At 56.4% G+C, this 20,402-nt stretch carries 14 protein-coding genes and 1 other RNA gene; 8 read left to right on the top strand and 7 right to left on the bottom strand.

Annotated features, from left to right (window positions below; all coding sequences use genetic code 11):
• Window position 1: 1 nt before the first annotated feature.
• From xdhC to xdhA, 3 genes are read right to left on the bottom strand one after another with little or no spacing between them, the layout of a single operon-like run.
• Complete coding sequence (xdhC, locus tag JSY17_RS14615) at window positions 2–841, bottom strand: xanthine dehydrogenase accessory protein XdhC (RefSeq protein WP_206402198.1); 840 nt, start codon at window positions 839–841, stop codon at window positions 2–4.
• Window positions 838–3,195, bottom strand: coding sequence for a xanthine dehydrogenase molybdopterin binding subunit (gene xdhB, locus JSY17_RS14610; protein ID WP_206402197.1), 2,358 nt, complete (start codon window positions 3,193–3,195; stop codon window positions 838–840). Before xdhB ends, xdhC begins: the two co-directional genes overlap by 4 nt.
• Window positions 3,188–4,642 (bottom strand): xanthine dehydrogenase small subunit, encoded by a 1,455-nt coding sequence (xdhA, locus tag JSY17_RS14605; RefSeq protein ID WP_206402196.1) that lies wholly within the window; start codon window positions 4,640–4,642, stop codon window positions 3,188–3,190. Before xdhA ends, xdhB begins: the two co-directional genes overlap by 8 nt.
• Window positions 4,643–4,915: 273 nt before the next feature.
• On the opposite strand from xdhA, the gene JSY17_RS14600 reads away from it, so the two are divergent.
• The 5 genes from JSY17_RS14600 (at window position 4,916) to JSY17_RS14580 (ending at window position 13,908) form a co-directional block, all read left to right on the top strand.
• Window positions 4,916–5,575, top strand: a complete 660-nt coding sequence (locus tag JSY17_RS14600) for a GntR family transcriptional regulator (protein ID WP_117165352.1) — start codon at window positions 4,916–4,918, stop codon at window positions 5,573–5,575.
• A gap of 4 nt (window positions 5,576–5,579) precedes the next feature.
• Complete coding sequence (smc, locus tag JSY17_RS14595; RefSeq protein ID WP_206402195.1) at window positions 5,580–9,068, top strand: chromosome segregation protein SMC; 3,489 nt, start codon at window positions 5,580–5,582, stop codon at window positions 9,066–9,068.
• A gap of 251 nt (window positions 9,069–9,319) precedes the next feature.
• Entirely contained in the window at window positions 9,320–10,159 is an 840-nt protein-coding gene (gene zipA, locus JSY17_RS14590) for a cell division protein ZipA (RefSeq protein WP_117183283.1), read from the top strand.
• Between the two features lie 86 nt (window positions 10,160–10,245).
• Window positions 10,246–12,609 (top strand): NAD-dependent DNA ligase LigA, encoded by a 2,364-nt coding sequence (gene ligA / locus JSY17_RS14585; RefSeq protein WP_206402194.1) that lies wholly within the window; start codon window positions 10,246–10,248, stop codon window positions 12,607–12,609.
• Window positions 12,610–12,735: 126 nt separating this feature from the next.
• On the top strand, window positions 12,736–13,908 hold the full coding sequence (locus JSY17_RS14580) for a zinc-binding metallopeptidase family protein (RefSeq protein WP_206402192.1): 1,173 nt from the start codon (window positions 12,736–12,738) through the stop codon (window positions 13,906–13,908).
• Window positions 13,909–14,006: 98 nt separating this feature from the next.
• On the opposite strand, the gene JSY17_RS14575 is transcribed toward JSY17_RS14580, so the two are convergent.
• Window positions 14,007–14,282, bottom strand: a complete 276-nt coding sequence (locus JSY17_RS14575) for a hypothetical protein (protein WP_117183280.1) — start codon at window positions 14,280–14,282, stop codon at window positions 14,007–14,009.
• 454 nt (window positions 14,283–14,736) lie between these two features.
• On the opposite strand from JSY17_RS14575, the gene ffs reads away from it, so the two are divergent.
• The 3 genes from ffs to JSY17_RS14560 all read left to right on the top strand — a co-directional run bounded on the left by ffs (window position 14,737) and on the right by JSY17_RS14560 (window position 17,345).
• An RNA gene (ffs, locus tag JSY17_RS14570) (signal recognition particle sRNA small type) lies at window positions 14,737–14,833 on the top strand.
• 289 nt (window positions 14,834–15,122) lie between these two features.
• Complete coding sequence (locus JSY17_RS14565) at window positions 15,123–16,553, top strand: hypothetical protein (protein ID WP_206402190.1); 1,431 nt, start codon at window positions 15,123–15,125, stop codon at window positions 16,551–16,553.
• A 114-nt stretch (window positions 16,554–16,667) separates the two neighbouring features.
• Window positions 16,668–17,345 (top strand): DUF2971 domain-containing protein, encoded by a 678-nt coding sequence (locus tag JSY17_RS14560; protein WP_206402188.1) that lies wholly within the window; start codon window positions 16,668–16,670, stop codon window positions 17,343–17,345.
• 884 nt (window positions 17,346–18,229) lie between these two features.
• Here JSY17_RS14560 and JSY17_RS14555 read toward each other — a convergent pair.
• From JSY17_RS14555 to JSY17_RS14545, 3 genes are all read right to left on the bottom strand, one after another.
• Window positions 18,230–19,081, bottom strand: a complete 852-nt coding sequence (locus JSY17_RS14555) for a hypothetical protein (protein WP_206402186.1) — start codon at window positions 19,079–19,081, stop codon at window positions 18,230–18,232.
• A gap of 64 nt (window positions 19,082–19,145) precedes the next feature.
• A complete protein-coding gene (locus JSY17_RS14550) occupies window positions 19,146–19,658 on the bottom strand; it encodes a hypothetical protein (protein WP_206402184.1) in 513 nt (170 codons plus the stop codon).
• Entirely contained in the window at window positions 19,655–20,401 is a 747-nt protein-coding gene (locus JSY17_RS14545) for an alpha/beta hydrolase (protein WP_206402182.1), read from the bottom strand. Before JSY17_RS14545 ends, JSY17_RS14550 begins: the two co-directional genes overlap by 4 nt.
• Window position 20,402 lies beyond the last annotated feature (1 nt).

The following is a 20,402-nucleotide window of genomic DNA, read 5'->3' as shown; positions in this document are numbered from 1 at the left end:
CTCATTGCGACTGGCTGCGCCGCGAGGCGGGCAGCAGTTTGGCGACAGGTTCGGCGCTGGCGTCATGCTGGCCGAAGCTGGCGTTGTAGGTGGCGATCACTTCGGCGGCGATGGAAATGGCGATCTCTACCGGCAGTTTGCCTTTGACTTGCGCCAGCCCCATGGGGCAACGCATGCGTTGCAGCAAGGCGGGTTCGAAACCGCGCTCTTTCAGGCGATGCTCGAACTTGACGCGTTTGGTCCTGGAGCCGATCAGCCCGAAGTAACCAAAGTCGCCACGCTTGAGAATGGCGGCGGTCAGTTCCAGATCCAGTTGATGGTTGTGGGTCATGACGATGCAGTAACTGCCTTTGGGCAACTGCGCGACTTCATCGACCGGTTCGTCGTTGACGATTTTCAGCACACCTGCGGGCGGTTGCCCGGGGAATTCCTGCTCACGCGAGTCGATCCAGCGCACCCGGCAGGGCAGGCTGGCCAGCAGTGGCACCAGCGCCCGCCCGACATGACCGGCACCGAACACCGCAATCTCGGCCTGTGGCTGGCCCATAGGCTCGAACAGCAGAACGTTGACCCCGCCGCAGCACTGGCCAAGGCTGGCACCGAGGTTGAAGCGTTCAAGGCGCGTCTGCCGGGTGCCGCTGGAGAGCATTTCCCGGGCGATTTCCATGGCCTTGTATTCCAGGTGTCCGCCGCCGATGGTGTCGTGGATAGCCTGTGCGGTGACCACCATTTTGGAGCCTGCATTGCGCGGCGTCGAACCCAGTTCCTCGATGATGGTGACCAGAATGCCCGGCTCACCTTGGGCCTGTAGCTCGGCCAGAGCGCTGATCCAGTTGTTCATCTGTGCAAACGCCTCATCTGCTCACAGCCCCACAACACCCGCTCCGGCGTCGCAGGCGCATCGATATCGGGCTGATGCCGATAATCGCCGAGGCTCGCCACCGCATCCTTGATTGCACACCATGCGGCAATCCCCAGCATGAACGGTGGTTCGCCCACGGCTTTGGAATGGAATACGGTGTCTTCCGGGTTCTTGCGGTTTTCCACCAGCGTCACCCGCAAATCCAGCGGCAGATCCGCCACTGCCGGGATCTTGTAGGACGCCGGGCCGCTGGTCAGCAGTTTGCCCTTGTCGTTCCACACCAGTTCTTCGGTGGTCAGCCAGCCCGCGCCTTGTACATAACCGCCTTCGACCTGGCCGATATCGATGGCCGGGTTCAGCGATGCGCCCACGTCATGCAGGATGTCGGTGCGCAGCATCTTGTATTCGCCGGTCAGGGTGTCGACGATCACCTCGGCACAGGCGGCGCCAAAGGCGTAGTAGTAAAAGGGCCGACCGCGTGCCTGGCTGCGGTCATAGAAAATCTTCGGCGTCTTGTAATAGCCCGTGCTGGACAACGACACCTGACCCATCCACGCCTGTTGCGCCAGTTCGGCGAAAGACAGCATCTGCTCGCCGATACGCACATGGCCATTGCCGAACTGCACATCGGCTTCGGCCACCTGATACTTCTGCGCGGCAAACTCCACCAGCCGCTGCTTGAGGATTTCAGCCGCGTTCTGCGCAGCCTTGCCATTGAGGTCCGTGCCGCTGGAGGCTGCCGTGGGCGAGGTATTGGGCACCTTGTCGGTGTTGGTCGCGGTGATCTGGATGCGCTCGATATCCACCTGGAACACCTCGGCCACCACCTGAGCCACCTTGACGTTCAGGCCCTGGCCCATTTCCGTGCCGCCGTGGTTCAGGTGGATGCTGCCGTCGGTGTAGATGTGGATCAGCGCGCCGGCCTGATTGAGAAAGCTGGCGGTAAAGGAAATCCCGAACTTGACCGGCGTCAGCGCCAGGCCCTTTTTCAGGATCGGGCTGCTGGCGTTGAAAGCCCTGATGGCTTCGCGCCGCTCGGCGTACTGACTGCTTTGCTCAAGATCGGCAGTCATTTCCTGCAGCAGGTTGTGCTCGACGGTCTGGTAGTAATGGGTGACGTTGCGTTCTGTCTTGCCGTAGTAATTGGTCTTGCGCACCGCCAGCGGGTCCAGGCCCAGATAGCGGGCGATGCGGTCCATCACTTCCTCGATGGCCACCATGCCCTGCGGGCCGCCAAAACCGCGATAGGCGGTGTTGGACGCGGTGTTGGTCTTGCAGCGATGGCCGTTGATGGTGGCATCGCCCAGGTAATAGGCATTGTCGGCATGGAACATCGCCCGGTCGACAATAGAGGCCGAAAGGTCCGGCGAATAACCGCAGTTGCCCGCCAGTTCCAGTTCGATGCCGTGCAGGCGTCCGCTATCGTCGAACCCCACGTCGTATTCGATATAGAACGGGTGGCGCTTGCCGGTCATCACCATGTCTTCGACCCGTGGCAGACGCATCTTGGTCGGCTGACCAGTGAGGTGGGCAATCACCGCGCACAGACACGCCGGGCTGGCTGCCTGGGTTTCCTTGCCACCAAAACCGCCACCCATGCGCCGCATGTCGACCACAACGCGGTTCATCGAAACGCCCAGTACCTCGGCCACCAGTTTCTGGACTTCCGTGGGGTTCTGGGTGGAGCAGTAGACGATCATCCCGCCATCTTCGGTGGGCATCACCGACGAGACCTGAGTCTCCAGATAAAAATGCTCCTGCCCGCCGATATGCAGATGGCCCTGCAGGCGATGCGGCGCGCCTTGCAGGGCACTGGCCGAATCGCCGCGCTTTTGGGTATGGCTGTCGACCACGAAGTGCTTCTGGCGCAAGGCCTGGACCACATCCAGCACCGGCTCCAGATCTTCATATTCGATAACCGCTGCCATGGCTGCCTTGCGTGCAGTGTCCAGATCCCTGGCAGCCACGGCCAGAACCGGCTGGCCGACAAACTCCACCTTGTCGATGGCCAGCAGCGGGTCGCCGGGCAACAGCGGGCCGATGTCCTTCAGGCCGGGAATGTCTTCGTGGGTGATGACGATCCGCACTCCATCGAAGGCCAGGCAAGGTGTGGTGTCGACGCTGAGGATCCGCGCATGGGCGCGGTCCGACAGGCGTGCATATACATGCAACTGATTGGGGAATTCCAGGCGGTCATCGATATAGATCGCCTCGCCGCTGACATGCTTGTCGGCGCTGTCATGCTTGACGCTGCGGCCTGCGCCGGTGGTCAGGCCCTGCTGGAACAGCGCGACCCGTTCGGCCTGGGTCATGGGCGGGGGAAGGTTAGACATAGTCGGTCACCCGCGTTGCAAGAGAGGGTGTTTGCAGCTCGATGAAGCATTTGCGCAACAGGTTCTGCGCGCTGAGCAGGCGGTATTCCTTGCTGGCGCGAAAGTCCGACAGCGGTGTGAAGTCTTCGGCCAGGGCGGCGCAGGCCTGCTCGACGGAGGCCGAGGTCCAGGGCTGACCGATCAAGGCCTGTTCGCAGGCAGCAGCGCGTTTGGGAATGGCCGCCATGCCGCCGAACGCGATGCGCGCACCGACAATCCTGTCGTTTTCGATATGCAGACAAAAGGCTGCGCAGACGGCGGAGATATCGTCATCCAGCCGCTTGGACACCTTGTAGGCGCGGAACACATGGCCAGCCCTGGCGGTTGGCACAATGATCTTCTCGATGAACTCGCTTTCCTGGCGCCCCGTCACCCGATAATCGATGAAGTAATCCTCCAGTGCCAGACTGCGCCGGGTGTCGCCCTTGCGCAACACGATCTGCGCGCCCAGTGCGATCAACAGCGGCGGGGCGTCGCCGATGGGCGAAGCGTTGCCGATATTGCCCCCCAGCGTGCCCTGATTGCGGATCTGCAGCGAGGCGAAGCGTTGCAGCAGTTCGCCGAAGTCGGGGTACTCGGCCTTGAGGGCTTTATGGCAATCGGTCAGCGAAGCGGCAGCGCCAATCTCCAGCCGGTCGTCGAAACGCTCGATGCGCTTCATCTCGGGGATATGGCCCACATGAATCATCACCGGCAGCGACTTGTGCTGTTGAGTGACTTCCAGCGCCAGATCGGTCCCGCCGGCCAGCAAGCGTGCCTGCGGATGTGCGTTGTACAGGTCGGCCAGATCGGCCACGGTCAGTGGCACCAGCGAGCGCTTGTCGCCGTCGTTGAGTTCACCAGTCGTTCGGGGCGCGATGCTGCGCAGGCGGGCGATGGTCTGTTCCCGGCGCTGGTCGAACTGGTCGGTGCCGGACTGGCTGCAAGCCTGGGTGGCTGCATCCAGGATCGGGCGATAACCGGTGCAGCGGCAGAGATTGCCTGCCAAGGCTTCGTGAGTCTGATGGGGATCGGCTTGCGTGCTGTTCTTTTGCAGGGCAAACAGCGACATCACAAAACCCGGCGTGCAGAAGCCGCATTGCGAACCGTGACAGTCGACCATGGCCTTCTGCACGCTGTGCAATTGCCCCTTATGCTTGAGGTCTTCGACGCTGATCAATTGCTTGCCGTGCAGCGAAGCCACGAAGGTCAGGCAGGCATTGAGGCTGCGATAACGCAATTGCTCGTTGCCATGGCTGTCGGTCTCCAGCTCGCTGAGCACAACGGTACAAGCACCGCAGTCACCGCTGGCGCAGCCTTCCTTGGTGCCTGTCCTGTGCAGGTGTTCGCGCAGGTAATCGAGCACGGTGAGGTTCGGGTCCAGGGCGTGCTCGGTTTTGAGCTCCTGGTTCAAAAGGAACTGGATCACGGCACTGCACCCTCGATTTCTTGTAATCGGATATGTCGATGAATTTATCAGCTTTACTTATCGGGTCAATTTTTTTCTGACTTAAGAGTCAGGAAATTGCCTTTTTACGGGTTCGCCCAAGCGTAATACAAGGCCTCTGGAATAAGCCTGTTGCTGGTTATTACGCACATCTGCTTAATTCGTGCCAGTTTCGCGATATGGCCCTGCGCCATGCCCAAAGGTTGCGATACACTCCCTCTCTTAATAATCAGAACTGCTTCTGAAAGGAAAGACATGACGTTCAAGGCATCGGACAGCCTCGCCGAGCAAGTCGCTCAGCATCTTGCCGAGCGGATCATCCGTGGTGAGCTGAAACCTGGAGAGCGAATCCAGGAACAAAAGGTTACGCAAGCGTTGAGTGTCAGCCGCGGGACCGTTCGCGAAGCGCTGTTGATTCTGGAGCGCAGACATCTGGTGGTGATCCTGCCGCGTCGTGGTGCACAGGTGACCGTGATGGATGCCCACAATGTGGTCGGCCTGTGCACGATGATGGCCGAGCTTTACATCCTGCTGGCCACCGCCGTTGCCGAACGCTGGCAGCGCGAGTCGGACCTGACGCCCTTCGTACAGATCCAGCAGCGCCTCAAGGCCAGTTGCGAGCGCGGCGATGTCACGGTCTTCGTCGAGGAAAGCTTCAACGTCATGCGCTCGGCCTATCCGTTTGCCGACAATCCGTATCTGCAGGAAACCGTCGAAAACCTGCAACCTTCCATGAGTCGCAGTTATTATCTGGCCCTCGAGCAGCGCCAGGCGGAACTGGACGACTACCTGTTGCTGTTTTCGCAACTGCTCGAAGCCGTTGTAGCCCGTGATCTGCCAAGGATTCGCGAGGTCTTGATCCAATATTGCCAACGCAGCTGCAGGCTGGTGCTGGCCGCTTTGTCCACAGGCTGAAACCATGCGTTTGAAGTGCATCAAGCTGGCGGGGTTCAAATCCTTCGTCGACCCCACCACGGTGAACTTCCCCAGTAACATGGCGGCCGTTGTCGGGCCCAATGGTTGTGGCAAGTCCAACATCATCGACGCCGTGCGCTGGGTGATGGGCGAAAGCTCGGCCAAGAACCTGCGCGGCGAGTCGATGACCGACGTCATCTTCAACGGCTCCACCAGCCGCAAGCCGGTCAGCCAGGCGAGTATCGAACTGGTGTTCGACAACTCCGACGGCACGCTGGTGGGCGAATACGCCAGCTATGCGGAAATCTCCATTCGCCGCAAAGTCACCCGCGACAGCCAGAACAGCTACTACCTCAACGGCGCCAAATGCCGTCGCCGCGACATCACCGATATTTTCCTGGGCACCGGCCTTGGCCCGCGCAGCTATTCGATCATCGAACAGGGCATGATCTCCAAGCTGATCGAAGCCAAGCCCGAGGACCTGCGCAACTTCATCGAAGAAGCGGCCGGCATCTCCAAATACAAGGAGCGTCGCCGGGAAACCGAAAACCGCATTCGTCGCACCCACGAAAACCTCGCCCGCCTGACCGACTTGCGCGAAGAGCTCGAACGCCAGCTTGAACGCCTGCATCGTCAGGCCCAGGCCGCCGAGAAGTATCAGGAATACAAGGCCGAAGAGCGGCAGCTCAAGGCGCAACTGTCGGCCCTGCGCTGGCAGACCCTGAACGAACAGGTCGGCCAGCGCGAGGCGGTGATCGGTAACCAGGAAATCGGTTTCGAGGCCCTGGTAGCCGACCAGCGCAGCGCCGATGCCAGCATCGAGCGGCTGCGTGACGGGCACCACGACCTGTCCGAGCGTTTCAATCAGGTGCAAGGGCGTTTCTATTCCGTGGGCGGCGACATCGCCCGGGTCGAGCAGAGCATCCAGCACGGTCAGCAACGCCTGCGCCAGTTGCAGGACGACCTGCGCGAAGCCGAGCGTGCCCGTCAGGAAACCGAATCGCATCTGGGCCACGACACCACCTTGCTGGCGACCCTGGACGAAGAGCTGGAAATGCTCGAACCGGAACAGGAAATGACCAGCGCCGCCGCCGAAGAGTCGGCCATCGCCCTGGAAGACGCCGAAGCCGGCATGCAGGGCTGGCAGGAAAAGTGGGACGCCTTCAACCAGCAATCAGCCGAGCCGCAGCGTCAGGCTCAAGTGCAACAATCACGCATTCAACAACTGGAGCAAAGCATCGAGCGGCTGGCCGAGCGTCAGCGCCGTCTCAATGAAGAACGCCAGTTGCTGGCGGCCGACCCCGAAGACGCGGCCATTCTCGAACTGAGCGAGGACCTCGCTACCCGGGAAATGACCATCGACGAACTGCACCTCAACGAAGGGCAGGTGGTCGAGCAACTGGAGCAACTGCGCGAGCAATTGCAACAGGCCAATCAGGCCCAGCAACAGGCTCAGGGCGAGCTGCAACGCCTGAACGGTCGCCTGGCTTCGCTGGAGGCCTTGCAACAGGCGGCGCTCGACCCGGACACCGGCACCGCCGAGTGGCTGCGCGATCAGCAACTGGCCGAGCGCCCACGGCTGGCCGAAGGGCTGAACGTCGAAGCCGGTTGGGAACTGGCGGTGGAAACCGTGCTGGGGGCCGACCTGCAAGCGGTGCTGGTGGACGATTTTGCCGGGCTCGACCTGGCCGGTTTCCAGCAAGGCGACCTGCGCCTGTTGAGCCCCGATGCCGATACCCGTCGCCTGCCGGGCAGCCTGCTGGACAAGGTCGACAGCCCGGTGGACCTGTCGGCCTGGCTGGGCCAGGTCATGCCGGTGGAAAACCTCGACGAAGCCCTGGCGCGACGTGGGCAGTTGGGTGAAGGGCAAAGCTTTATCAGCCGCGACGGTTACTGGGTCGGTCGGCATTTCCTGCGCGTGCGTCGCGCCAGTGAAGCCCAGAGCGGTGTGCTGGCCCGTGGTCAGGAATTGCAACGCCTGGGGCTGGAGCGTGACGAACTGGAAGCGGCGCTGGCCGCTCGCGAAGAACAACTGCTGTCGTTGCGCGAGCAACAGACACAACAGGAAGAAACCCGCGAACAACTGCGCCGTCGCCTGCAGGACGAAGCCCGCCAGCAAGGCGAACTCAAGGCCCAATTGTCTGCTGCCAAGGCCAAGGTCGAACAGTTGAGCCTGCGCCGCACCCGGCTGGACGAAGAGCTGACCGAGGTGGGCGAACAGCGCGCCATGGAGCATGAACACCTGGGCGAATCCCGCGTGCAACTGCAGGACGCGCTGGACGCCATGGCCCAGGACACCGAGCAGCGCGAAATCCTGCAAGCCCAGCGCGACAGCCTGCGCGAGCGTCTGGATCGGGTGCGTCAGGAGGCCCGCCAGCACAAGGACCGCAGCCACCAACTGGCGGTGCGTCTGGGTTCGATCAAGGCGCAGCACGACTCCACGCGCCAGGCGCTGGAGCGCCTGAAGATGCAGTCCGAGCGCCTGTCCGAAAAAAGCGAACAACTGAGCCTGAACCTTGAAGAAGGGCAGGCCCCGCTGGAAGAGCTGCGCCTCAAGCTCGAAGAATTGCTGGAAAAACGCATGGTCGTCGATGACGAAATGCGTATCGCCAAAATCGCCCTGGAAGATGCCGACCGCGAACTGCGCGATGCCGAGAAGCGTCGTACCCAGGCCGAACAGCAATCGCAACTGCTGCGCGGCCAACTGGAACAGCAGCGTCTGGAATGGCAATCCCTGACCGTGCGGCGCAAGGCCTTGCAGGACCAGTTGCACGAAGACGGTTATGACCTGCATGGCGTGCTCGCCACCTTGAGCCCCGAAGCCAGCGAGGCGAGCGCCGAACAGCAGCTTGAAAGCATTGCGGGACGTATCCAGCGTCTGGGCGCCATCAACCTCGCGGCCATCGACGAGTACCAGCAACAGTCCGAGCGCAAGCGTTACCTCGACGCCCAGAACGCCGATCTGGTGGAAGCACTGGAGACCCTGGAAAACGTCATCCGCAAGATCGACAAGGAAACCCGCAACCGCTTCAAGGAGACCTTCGATCAGATAAACAGCGGAATCCAGGCGCTATTTCCGAAAGTTTTCGGTGGCGGCTCCGCTTATTTGGAACTGACGGGCGAAGATTTACTCGATACAGGGGTGACTATCATGGCGCGTCCCCCTGGCAAGAAGAACAGCACGATTCATTTGCTGTCCGGTGGGGAAAAAGCCCTGACGGCATTGGCACTGGTTTTCGCGATTTTCAAACTCAACCCGGCACCGTTCTGCATGCTCGATGAGGTCGATGCGCCACTGGATGACGCCAACGTAGGACGTTATGCACGCTTGGTGAAAGAAATGTCACAAACGGTGCAGTTCATCTACATCACCCACAACAAGATCGCCATGGAAATGGCTGACCAGTTGATGGGCGTAACCATGCACGAACCCGGCTGTTCGCGGCTGGTAGCGGTGGATGTCGAGGAGGCGATGGCCCTTGTGGATGCCTGATCTGGACCGATATTTAGCCGGTAAATGGCCTTTTAATGGCCCAAAACTGTGAAACGGTAGCGATAGATACCACCCCGAGCGCCATACAGGTGCAACAGACGGTGTAAAGTTACCTTTGGTCGTGCTAGTTTAGTGACCACTTTTTTATTTCGACGTGGGCAAAATGCCAGTTAGAACATAGACTTGGCACCACGTATTAAAGGGGTTTAGGCCCTTATTTTGAAAATTCTTCATTAGAGGCACTGGAATACATGGAAATCGGTCTGCGCGAGTGGCTGATCGTCATCGGCATTATTGTGATTGCCGGTATTCTCTTCGACGGCTGGCGCCGTATGCGCGGCGGCAAAGGGAAACTGAAATTCAGGCTCGACCGAAGCTTTTCCAATCTGCCGGACGACGATGAAAACACGTCCGCCGAATTGCTCGGTCCATCCCGTGTGCTCGAAACTCACAAGGAACCTCAGCTGGACGAGCAGGACCTGCCGTCGTTGAGTGCGACTCCGCGTGAAAGCAAGCGCGAGAAGAAACGCAAGGACGAGCCGCAGCAGGGCGACCTGAACCTGGACATGGACGGCCCGAGCCTGTTCACCGACCGCAACGACGACTTCCCGGACGACAAGCCGGCCCAGCGCAGCAGCGAAGACAAGGACCTGCCGCCGGTCGAAGAAGTGCTGGTCATCAGCGTGATCTGCCGTGATGAAAGCGGTTTCAAAGGTCCTGCACTGCTGCAGAACATTCTGGAAAGCGGCCTGCGTTTCGGCGAAATGGACATCTTCCACCGCCACGAAAGCATGGCCGGCAATGGCGAAGTCCTCTTCTCCATGGCCAACGCCGTCAAGCCGGGTGTGTTCGACCTGGACGATATCGACCATTTCAGCACCCGCGCCGTCAGCTTCTTCCTGGGCCTGCCGGGCCCGCGCCATCCGAAGCAGGCGTTCGACGTCATGGTGGCCGCAGCTCGCAAGCTGGCCCATGAACTCAACGGCGAACTGAAAGACGACCAGCGCAGCGTCATGACCGCTCAAACGATTGAGCATTATCGCCAGCGGATTGTCGAATTCGAGCGTCGGGCGCTGACCCAGCGCCGCTGATAGATGATTGTGACAGGAGCGGGTTGACCCGCTCCGAATACATTAAGCAGCCCAGGCTGCTTTTTTGCTTTTTGAGAGAACCCTGTATGAAGGCCGTCGAAACCCGAATCCTGGAACTGCGCGCAGAACTGGACCAGCACAACTACCGCTACCACGTGCTGGACGAACCCAGCATCCCGGATGCCGAGTACGACCGCCTGTTTCACGAGCTCAAGGCCCTCGAAGCGGACAACCCGCATCTGGTCACCCCGGATTCCCCGACCCAGCGCGTGGGCAGCGCCGCGCTGTCCGCCTTTACTCAGGTGCGCCATGAAGTGCCGATGCTCAGCCTGGGCAACGCCTTCGAAGAAACCGACATGCGCGAGTTCGACCGCCGTGTGAACGAAGGTCTCGACCTGCCAGCAGGCGACCTGTTCGGCGCTGGTGCCAAGGTGCAATACAGCTGCGAGCCCAAGCTGGACGGCCTGGCGGTCAGCCTGCTGTATCGCGACGGCGCGCTGGTGCGCGGTGCCACCCGTGGTGATGGCACCACCGGCGAAGACATCAGCGTCAACGTGCGTACCGTGCGCAACATTCCCCTCAAACTGCAAGGCAGCGGCTGGCCTGACGTGCTGGAAGTGCGTGGCGAAGTCTTCATGTCCAAGGCCGGTTTCGAGCGCCTCAATGCCAGCCAGATGGAAATCGGTGGCAAGACCTTCGCCAATCCGCGCAACGCCGCAGCGGGCAGCCTGCGCCAGCTGGACTCGAAAATCACCGCCAACCGTCCGCTGGAATTCTGCTGCTATGGCGTGGGCCAGGTATCTGCCGAGATTTCCGACACCCACGTGGGCCTGCTCAACAAGCTCAAGGACTGGGGCATGCCCATCAGTCGCGAGCTGAAACTGGCCGACGGGATTGAAGAGTGCCTGGCGTATTACCGTGACATTGGCGAGCGACGTCTGTCGCTGAGCTATGAAATCGATGGCGTGGTGTTCAAGGTCAACGACCTGGTTTCCCAGCGCGAACTGGGCTTCCGCGCCCGCGAACCGCGCTGGGCCATCGCCCACAAATTCCCGGCCATGGAAGAGCTGACCGAGCTGCTGGACGTTGAATTCCAGGTCGGCCGCACCGGTGCGGTCACGCCGGTGGCACGCCTCAAACCCGTAAAAGTCGCAGGCGTGACCGTGGCCAACGCCACATTGCATAACATGGACGAAGTGGCGCGTCTGGGGGTGATGATCGGCGACACGGTCATCATCCGCCGCGCCGGTGACGTGATCCCGCAAGTGGTGCAGGTGGTGGTCGAGCGTCGCCCGGAAGATGCTCGCCCCGTGGACGTCCCGAAAGAGTGCCCGGTGTGCGGCTCCCATGTGGAGCGCACGCAACTGATCAAACGCAGCAAGGGCAAGGAAACCGTCAGCGAAGGTGCGGTGTACCGCTGCGTCGGTCGTCTGGCCTGCGGCGCGCAGCTCAAGCAGGCGATCATCCACTACGTCTCGCGGCGGGCCATGGACATCGAAGGCCTGGGCGACAAGACCATCGAGCAACTGGTCGACGAAAAGCTCATCGGCTCGCCCGCCGACCTGTACAAGCTGCAATACGAACAGATCATCGACCTGGAAGGCTTTGCCGAAGTCTCCAGCAACAAACTGCTCAAGGCGATTGCCGACAGCCGCAAGCCGACCCTGGCGCGCTTCATCTACGCGCTGGGCATTCCCGACGTGGGCGAAGAAACCGCCAAGGTGCTGGCCCGTTCGCTGGCGTCCCTGGCGCGGGTTCGCAAGGCCTTGCCGGAAGTGCTCACCTACCTGCCGGATATCGGCCTGGAAGTCGCCCACGAGATCCACAGCTTCTTCGAGGACAACCACAACCGTGAAGTCATCGATGCCTTGCTGAGCGAGAGCGGCCTGCAGTTGCAGGACGAAGGCGAGCTGGGCGCGGAGTTCGCAGCCAGCACCACCTTGGGCAGCCTGATCGACAAGCTGCATATTTTCTCGGTAGGGCCGGGCGGGGCGCAGAAACTGGCCGACAAGTTTGGCACCCTGGAAAACGTGATCAGCGCCGACTGGCTGGATATGCGTCAGGCACTGCCCGAGAAGCAGGCCAAAGCCGTGCGCGAGTTCTTCGACGACAGCGCCAACGCCGAGCGGGCGCGGGCCATCGAAGCGCAGCTCAAGGAGTTCGGCATGCACTGGCGCAGCGAGAAGAAAACCGTCGAAGGCCTGCCGCTGGCCGGCCAGACCTGGGTGCTGACCGGCTCGCTGGAACGCATGAGCCGCGACATCGCCAAGGAAAAACTCGAAAGCCTCGGTGCCAAGGTGTCCGGCTCGGTATCGGCCAAGACCCACACCGTCGTCGCCGGCCCGGGTGCTGGCTCCAAGCTCACCAAGGCCAATGAACTGGGCCTGGAAGTGCTGGACGAAGACGCCTTTGTGGCGTTCCTGACCGAGCATGGCATTGAAGTGGAATAAAAATTCCTGTGGGAGGGGGCTTGCCCGCGACAGCCAGTTCATTGAATGTCCCAGGCCCCCAAAATCTCACGGAACCCCTGCAACGCCCCATGATCTAGTCTGTTCACGGACCACGGGGAAACCACCATGTACCGCTTTTTTGAACAATTGAGTTCACGGATCGCTGCACCTTTCGTCAGCGAAACAAAGCGCAACAGCAAGGTCTGGCAATGCCGCTGCGGCCAGTCGGTGTTCTTTCCCAACTCCCAGTGCCTGGCCTGCTCGGCGGCGTTGGGCTACCTGCCCGAACAGGAGCGCATCGCCGCGCTGGAACCCGCTGGCGAACCCGACACCTGGCGCCTCAGCGAACAGCCCGGCGCAGGCCTCTACCGGCGCTGCGCCAACCTGCTCACGCCCGCCGCCTGCAACTGGCTGTTTCCCGCCCATAACAGCGGCGAGTTCTGCATCGCCTGTAGCCTGAACCGCACCATTCCCGACCTGTCCGTCCCGGAAAACCCCGAGCGCTGGCGCAAGGTCGAAACCGCCAAGCGGCGGCTGGTGGCCCAACTGATCTCGCTGGGCCTGGAAGTCATCCCCAAGAGCATCGACGAAGAAACGGGTCTGGCCTTCGATTTCGTCGGCGTCGACCTGGAAGGCAAACTGCCGACCACCGGCCACGCCAATGGCCTGATTACCCTGAACATCGAAGAAGCCGACGACGCCCATCGCGAAGCGGTGCGCGTGCAGATGCACGAACCGTATCGGACCTTGCTGGGGCATTTTCGCCATGAGGTCGGCCACTATTACTGGGACCGGTTGATCGCCGACACTGACTGGCTCGACGGCTTTCGCACGCTGTTCGGCGACGAGCGCGCCAGTTACGCCGATGCGCTGGAGCAGCATTACCAGAACGGCGCGCCGGAAGGCTGGCAGCAGCACTTCGTCAGCGCCTACGCGACCATGCACCCGTGGGAAGACTGGGCGGAAACCTGGGCGCATTACCTGCACATGATGGATGCGGTGGACACCGCGCTGGGCCTGGGCATGAGCGCCCGGGAAATGGAAATGGACTACCAGCCATTCCCGCTGGAAACCCTGTACGAGCCACAACACCCGGACGGCCCGGCGTTCCTGTCGTTCGTCAACGCCTGGATAGAACTGGCCAGCATGCTCAACGAACTGTCACGCAGCATGGGCCAGCCCGACTTCTATCCCTTCGTCCTGCCAGCCGCCGCCATCGCCAAGCTGCACTTCATCCACCTCGTTATCCAGGGTAATGGTGGCAAGGCAGACGAAGTGCTCCAGGCCGCCAACCCGTAGAAACCGCCTTGACCCTTCCCGCAAGGATTGCACTCATCCCGTGGGAGGGAGCTTGCTCGCGACAGCGTCATCAGGCAGCAAAACACACAGCCTTACGGCTAATGCCTGACCGCAGCCCCATCCGCCACAAAGCGAAACACCTGCTTCTCCACGGCATCCAGCGCATCGCAGCCGTCGCTCAACAGCATCAGCGCGGCATTGGCCATATAACGCACATCGCTGTCATCGGCACCGTCCAGGCATTCCAGCAGACGCCGGGCCATGCGGATGCGCCGGTCGGCACTGGCAAACAGAAAATCCAGCGGTGCCTGACTGTCGATATGCAGCACGGGGGTATCGGTGTTGTTGCTTCTGAGCGGGACAAAGCGCGTCATGCTGCACCTCCGCGTTGGGCGGGGGCGGGGGGATTGGGGGTGATTTTGAACATGGTCTAACTCCTGATTTAAATGGAGCTGCCAAAAACTCACTTCCACATGAGTGGGTGGCAGCTGTGCGCGGGTGTGGAAGACCGGTAGGAGTAACCCGGCGCACCCGAAGGTGCCCCAGCGCACAGCCGCCATAACATAGCCATCGGACACCTTATGGCGTCCGATTACTGATACGTGCGTCTGCGCACTCCTGACACAGCGGGGCTTCCACACCCCATCGCTGATGAGCAGCGACGGCGCGACTATAAGCCCCGAACCTGCTCCCTGCAACCCGTCGGGGCCTTGTCAGGCAAGTGCTTGAGCAATCTCGAATTTTTATCCGGGATTACGGGTTGTAACTTCGCGCCAGACCGGTACAATGGCGCGGCTCGCCGACTGGCGAGTGTCGTTATGGTGACCCCATCGGTCCCCCCGCAACGATTACCCGTCAACCTGGTCAGGCCCGGAAGGGAGCAGCCATAGCGGGAACATTGTGTGCCGGGGTGTGGCTGGTGGGGTTGCCACCTTTATTTTGAATCCTTGTGGTTTGCAGGGGTTTTATCAGCAAAACAATCAAAGTGTGACAGCTTAGGTACAGCTAAGCGGTTTACAGTAAGCTGCAATTCACCTTTTGCTCATCTCACCTCCAATGCCCCATGTTCTGTCCGTCTGATAGATATCTCAACTTGACGGTGAGCACGCTGGCTTGATCCTGCGTCTGTTCTATTCGCTTGGTGTTGAGATGATGGCAAAATGACTCGCGTCCCGGTATTGTAAGGTCTAGACCTGACTGTCATCGAGGGAATGATGAGATTTTCTGAACATTTCAAGCTTGGGCTGACGCAGCCTTATTTGGATTTTGTCGATATTCGTTTAGATACTGACGTTCCTGTATTCTTGGAGCCGGCTGCAATCAAATCTTTAAGTAGTCCATGGGGTAATGAATTATCTTCACTCCTCCAGACTTTCTTTGAAGAAGTTTTGTCCCTAATCCGCTCTGGAAATAATGATAAAGCACAAAGGCTACTTTCATCACTGAATGAACGAAATGAGTTTCATTTGGGTTATTCGGCAAATGAGTCTCGAGGGCATGGGTTTGGTAGTGGATCAGCCAAAAGCGTCTGGGGGGCTCTCAGTCAAAGTGACGCTGTAAAAACCGGCCTTTTAAGAGATCTTGAGGACACAGCATTGCTCATTCCGGGCATAGGAACGGATATGATATCTGATGCAGTGTGCAATATTTTGCGTGGACCGCTTATAAGATATACGCAGGATATGAGTTCCTTTTATGGTGTTCCTTTAACTCCTGATGTTGATTCTGGACCTATATGGAATGCGGAGGCAGGCATGTGGGAAACGACTCTGGTCCCTTTGCCAATGACACCTTATGGAAAAGTGATTTTGGTCCCTAAGCTTCTAGTGCGGCAGCGTCTTAGCTACCGGTTTGATGAATACTATCGACATTATTTATTACCTCAAATGCAGCAAGAGCACTTAAGCGCAAGGTCAAGTCTTGTAGAGGTTTTGAGTGACGGTAGGGAGCGAGTTACGAAGAAAGCTCTAATGGAAAAATATGGGCGTGATAAATTGGCTGCTGTAAGAGAGACTCAGTTACGCCCTAGGGTTTTGGATGAGTATAGGGAGTTCAAAGAAAGTCAAGTTTCTCCACCGTTGTCTCATGAGCAGCTTTCCGAGGTGGAGGGAGTTGAGCCTCCTAATCTGGATTCGTTAGTGCTTGAAATGAAAGCCTTGGCTCCAGGTAGAAAAGATGCGGACGCCTATGAAAAAGTAATCGAGAAAATCTTCTCTGTTGTTTTTTATCCTTCTCTTTGTAATCCTAAAAAGCAGGCTGTTTTACATCAAGGTCGGAAGCGAGTTGATATCACGTATAGTAATGAGGCAAAAAGTGGCTTTTTTGCATGGCTGTCTCTTCATTACTGTGCTCCTTTAATATTTGTTGAGTGTAAAAACTACGGGAAGGAAGTCGGGAATCCTGAAGTTGATCAGCTATCCTCTAGGTTTGGCCCAAGCAGAGGACAAGTAGGTATTTTGGTATGTCGGTCTCTCGATGATAGGTCACTATTGTTGGAAAGATGTAAGGACACTGCTAAGGATAAACGGGGTTATATGCTTGTGTTAGAAGATAAGGATGTCGAAAATTTAGTTCGGGTTTATAAAAGCGAGCGTGATAATGTTTTTGAGATTTTTAGGCGGCAGTGGAGTGATTTGATAAGTTGATGTCCGCATCTGTCTTCGGTGCTTGACGGTGAAGTGGGTGGTGGGGCTTTGAATTTCTATGGCTTTATGGTTGCTTCTTTTTTGAGTGTTTAATAATGAAGTACAAGGTGGGGCATGGCAAAGATATCAGATAATAAGTACCTGTATCGTATCATGAGGTTTGACCATGCTGTGCAGGTGCTAAAGGGGGAACTTTTTTTTTCGCACCCGTCTCAATGGGAGGACCCGTATGAAACGCACGTAAAGCATAGCTATGATCATGCGATTTTTGCTCAGTGTTGGACTACAGCAAGCATGTCAGATGCAATGTGGAGAATATATTCTCCTAACTTTCTCGGGGTTCGTCTTCGTACCAAAGTAGGTAAGTTAACTAAGGTTATGAGGGCCTATACTCAAAGTAATAAAGGCTTCAGAAGGCGTTTGGAAAAAGTCAACTATCTAGGGATGGCAGCTTATAAAAAAGAAACCGAAGAGTTGGGATGTCTCATGAATGATGGTGATTTTAGTAGCCCTTCTCTTGGTGCTGATTTGCTATGTGTAAAAAGGTCTGCTTTTGAGCATGAAAACGAAGTGAGAGCTATCCTGTTTGATTCAAATGCCGAAAGAAAGGAGGGGGGTGTGTTGAAAGGAATTGTAGTTAGTTTTGGTGGTATTGATTTAATTGACTCTATATTGTTTGATCCTAGGGCTCCAGATGAGCTTTGTCATGCCATGCGTCATTATCTAAAGGATGTCTTGGGCTTTACGGGAGAAATTAGAAAGTCGAAACTTTATACCGTTAAGTCTCGTTAAGGTAAATCTATTATTAGGTGGTAATCTTGCGAGTGGTATCTTTTGTATGTGGGGATTAACAATGTTTTTAAAGATGATAATCTATATGGCTTCATGAAGTGGGTGTCGTATGGTTGCTCAAGGAATGGTAAAGCTTGGGCGCGACTTTACTAAATTTATCGATCCAAATTATTGCGCTGATATTATTTATTGATAATAATGAGGTTAGTGTCATTCTCCGACTTTAACTTGTTTCAGAAAAATTTATAGATGTGTATCTTCAGAAAGAGTGCCTGATGAGAGTCGGTGGTTTTTTTCAAAAGGTAGGGGGCACTCCTGAAATATTCTAATGAAAAAGCTTATGGTTGCGATTGTATACGGATTGCCTACTGAATTAGACGAGTCTTTGAAGTGAGTAAGAAATTATTTCGGACATGATTTTTTAAAAGACTCAGTTGATTGTAGCTTGATAGCTATATCGCCTGGTCGATAAATTTAAGCATAAAGCTGCCGTACCTTACCTGGCTGAATTGCCCATGATTCTGTCTGATGGAAAGCGTCTGACCATTGCTGACAGGTTGTCAGTTGGCTTTGTAATAGCTACATTTTGTTTAATGTCCAGAGCTGGGCTATGGCTAGTAAGCGACCTCCAGTCGCGAGGAAAATTGAAACTCAGCTAATACGGTGACTCAGCTTTTCCTTAAATTATAAACACAACTAATGGGTCACATCATGAGGTGCTGGTACCGGGAGGTATTCGGGAGCACAGCATCACGTCTCAGATTTACTGTTGGAATGTGGAATGGTGGATCGCTTACGGTTTAACTGCCGCATCATTAACCACCGTCGCGCTGCTTTCCCGTTCGCAAGCACAATCCCTTATGCTTGTTGTTCAACGGCTATCTTCAATCCTCCACAAACACTTTGACGCTTTCAGCTACCTGCGATCTCACCCTATGTGTGAAGCCCTGGGCGTCGCTGACGCCTTGTTCGATGTTGCCGTCGGCGCGCTGGATGGCGTAACGGTGGTTGGGCATGGGGTCCCCGGTGGTTTCGTTGATGAGTTTGAACTTGCCGCTGAAGGGGGCCGAGAAGAAGGTGTCGTCGATGATGACGATAGGCGCAGGCAGAGGGATTCCAATTGCCGGAAATATTAAAGCAGGAGGCCAGCGATCTGCAATAAATGGGGGCGCGGTATGTTGCGGGATTTCAGTGGTTGAGTTATTTTCTCTCACTTTTTCCAGTATTAGCGCCGATGGGATAAAGAACGTATTGGTATAGTAAATTTTGTGTCCCCATGAAGGAGAGATACGGACTTTGCACGGTATGGATACTTGATCTTCAATCAATGTTCTTATTTCGTCGTACTCACTTAGGCTGCTTTCGCTTCCGTCTGGATTGGAGTAAGAGAAAGATACCTCTGAAATGAAGTCGCGGTTTAGCCTGCTTTGATCTTTGGCTTCTACTGAGCCTCTAGCATTTATTTTAATAACATGATCTGTTGAGAAGTTTGTGTCGTGATCCAGAGAACATGTCAGGACCGGGTTTTGTTGGTTACTGTTTTCATAATTGTTGAAGGCACGCATTAAGTCAATGCTTGAGGTAAAGCTAACTGTATAACGGCTATAGGGGCCTCGCTCAAAAGACGATAGCCTGAGCTCTGCACGTGGAATGTTTGGCGTTTTTGCGCAAGCGGTGCACAAAATTATTAATAGATAATTGATGTTGGGAAATGCTTTCTTTTGCCAGAATGTCATTTATAAGTCCATATTAAATTGCACTGGCTTTTATGGGTTGATTGCAGTAAATGATTTGATGATGTTATTCCAGTTTTTTCAGCATCAGTGCCGCTGGGATGAGTAGAGTGTCACTGTAATAGGCCTTGAAGCCGTAATAAGTGATGCGAACTTTGCAAGGAATCGAGTCTTGAGCTGAAAGCAAAGGTTTTATCGCATCATAGTCATTGTCGTTACGCTGTGTTCCATCCGGGTTTGTGTAGTAAAAGATCAGCGATGCAATATAGTTATGATCGGATTTGCTTTCTTTTTTTGCCTTTACTACGCCTTCGGCTCTTATGTCGATAACATGATCTGCTGAAAATCTGGTATCGCGATTGAGGGAGCAGATCAGCATGGGGGGTAGCTGATTGCTGTTTTCATAGTCCTGAAAAGCTGTCAGTAAATTGATGTCGGATGTGAAATCGACAGTGTAAAAATTATTGGGGCCCCGTTCAAAAGACAATAGTGTCAGCTCGGCCTGTGGCACGCGAGGTGTTTTTGCACAGGCTGTACACAGTAGCACTGCCAAGAAAATGAGGCTGCGATATATATTCATTGGCCAAAAAATCCGGTAATCGACTCGAAAATAAGATCACGTGCGGATTTTGCTCCTTGCACGGGTTCTATGAACATCTGGTCTGCCGAAGCATGGTGGATATTGGCGGTTTTATTTATTGTCGGCCCTGAGCTTATGATCCATTGCTCTCCAAAATCTGCGACGCTATCCGAGGCGTCCGGATTAGTGGATTCGGCAAGAATGTTGATCCAGGTTTCAGCAACGGGAGAGGGCTCTGAAAAATAAATATCCGAGCCCAGCCATACCAGAAAACCCTCACCTACAGGGTCCAGTGTGACTAGAAACTTAACGGTATAACCTTTTTCTGACAGTGTTCTCGACAGGTGTGCTCCATTCCATCCACCTAAGCTATGCCCGACGATATAAACCGCACAGGACTTATTAGGTATATTGTTAATGAAGTGGGTCTCTATATCACTGTCCCCCTTTGCGTCGTTATAGCTTTTTGACAACATCCTGGTTTTTTCAAACGCAATTTTATTTGTGCCGAGCGTTTCTGTGAGTTCGTTTTTTGCATAGTCAACGTTATAATTCGGCCCCTGAAAATAATACGACTCCTGATCCGCCGCCCCCCCAATAAAAAACACCACCGCCTTCTTCTCGGCCACCGGCACCGTCTTGACCACGGCATCATTAACCGCCGTCAACGTATGCGTAGTCGCCAATCGCGCTGTCTTCCCGTTCGGAAGCACAATCTCTTCTGCTTGTTGTTCTGCGCCCATT

This window comes from Pseudomonas capsici (genome assembly GCF_017165765.1).
GTDB lineage: Bacteria > Pseudomonadota > Gammaproteobacteria > Pseudomonadales > Pseudomonadaceae > Aquipseudomonas > Aquipseudomonas capsici.
Note: the sequence above shows the minus strand (reverse complement) of the source record. Positions and strands in the feature narration are given on the sequence as shown.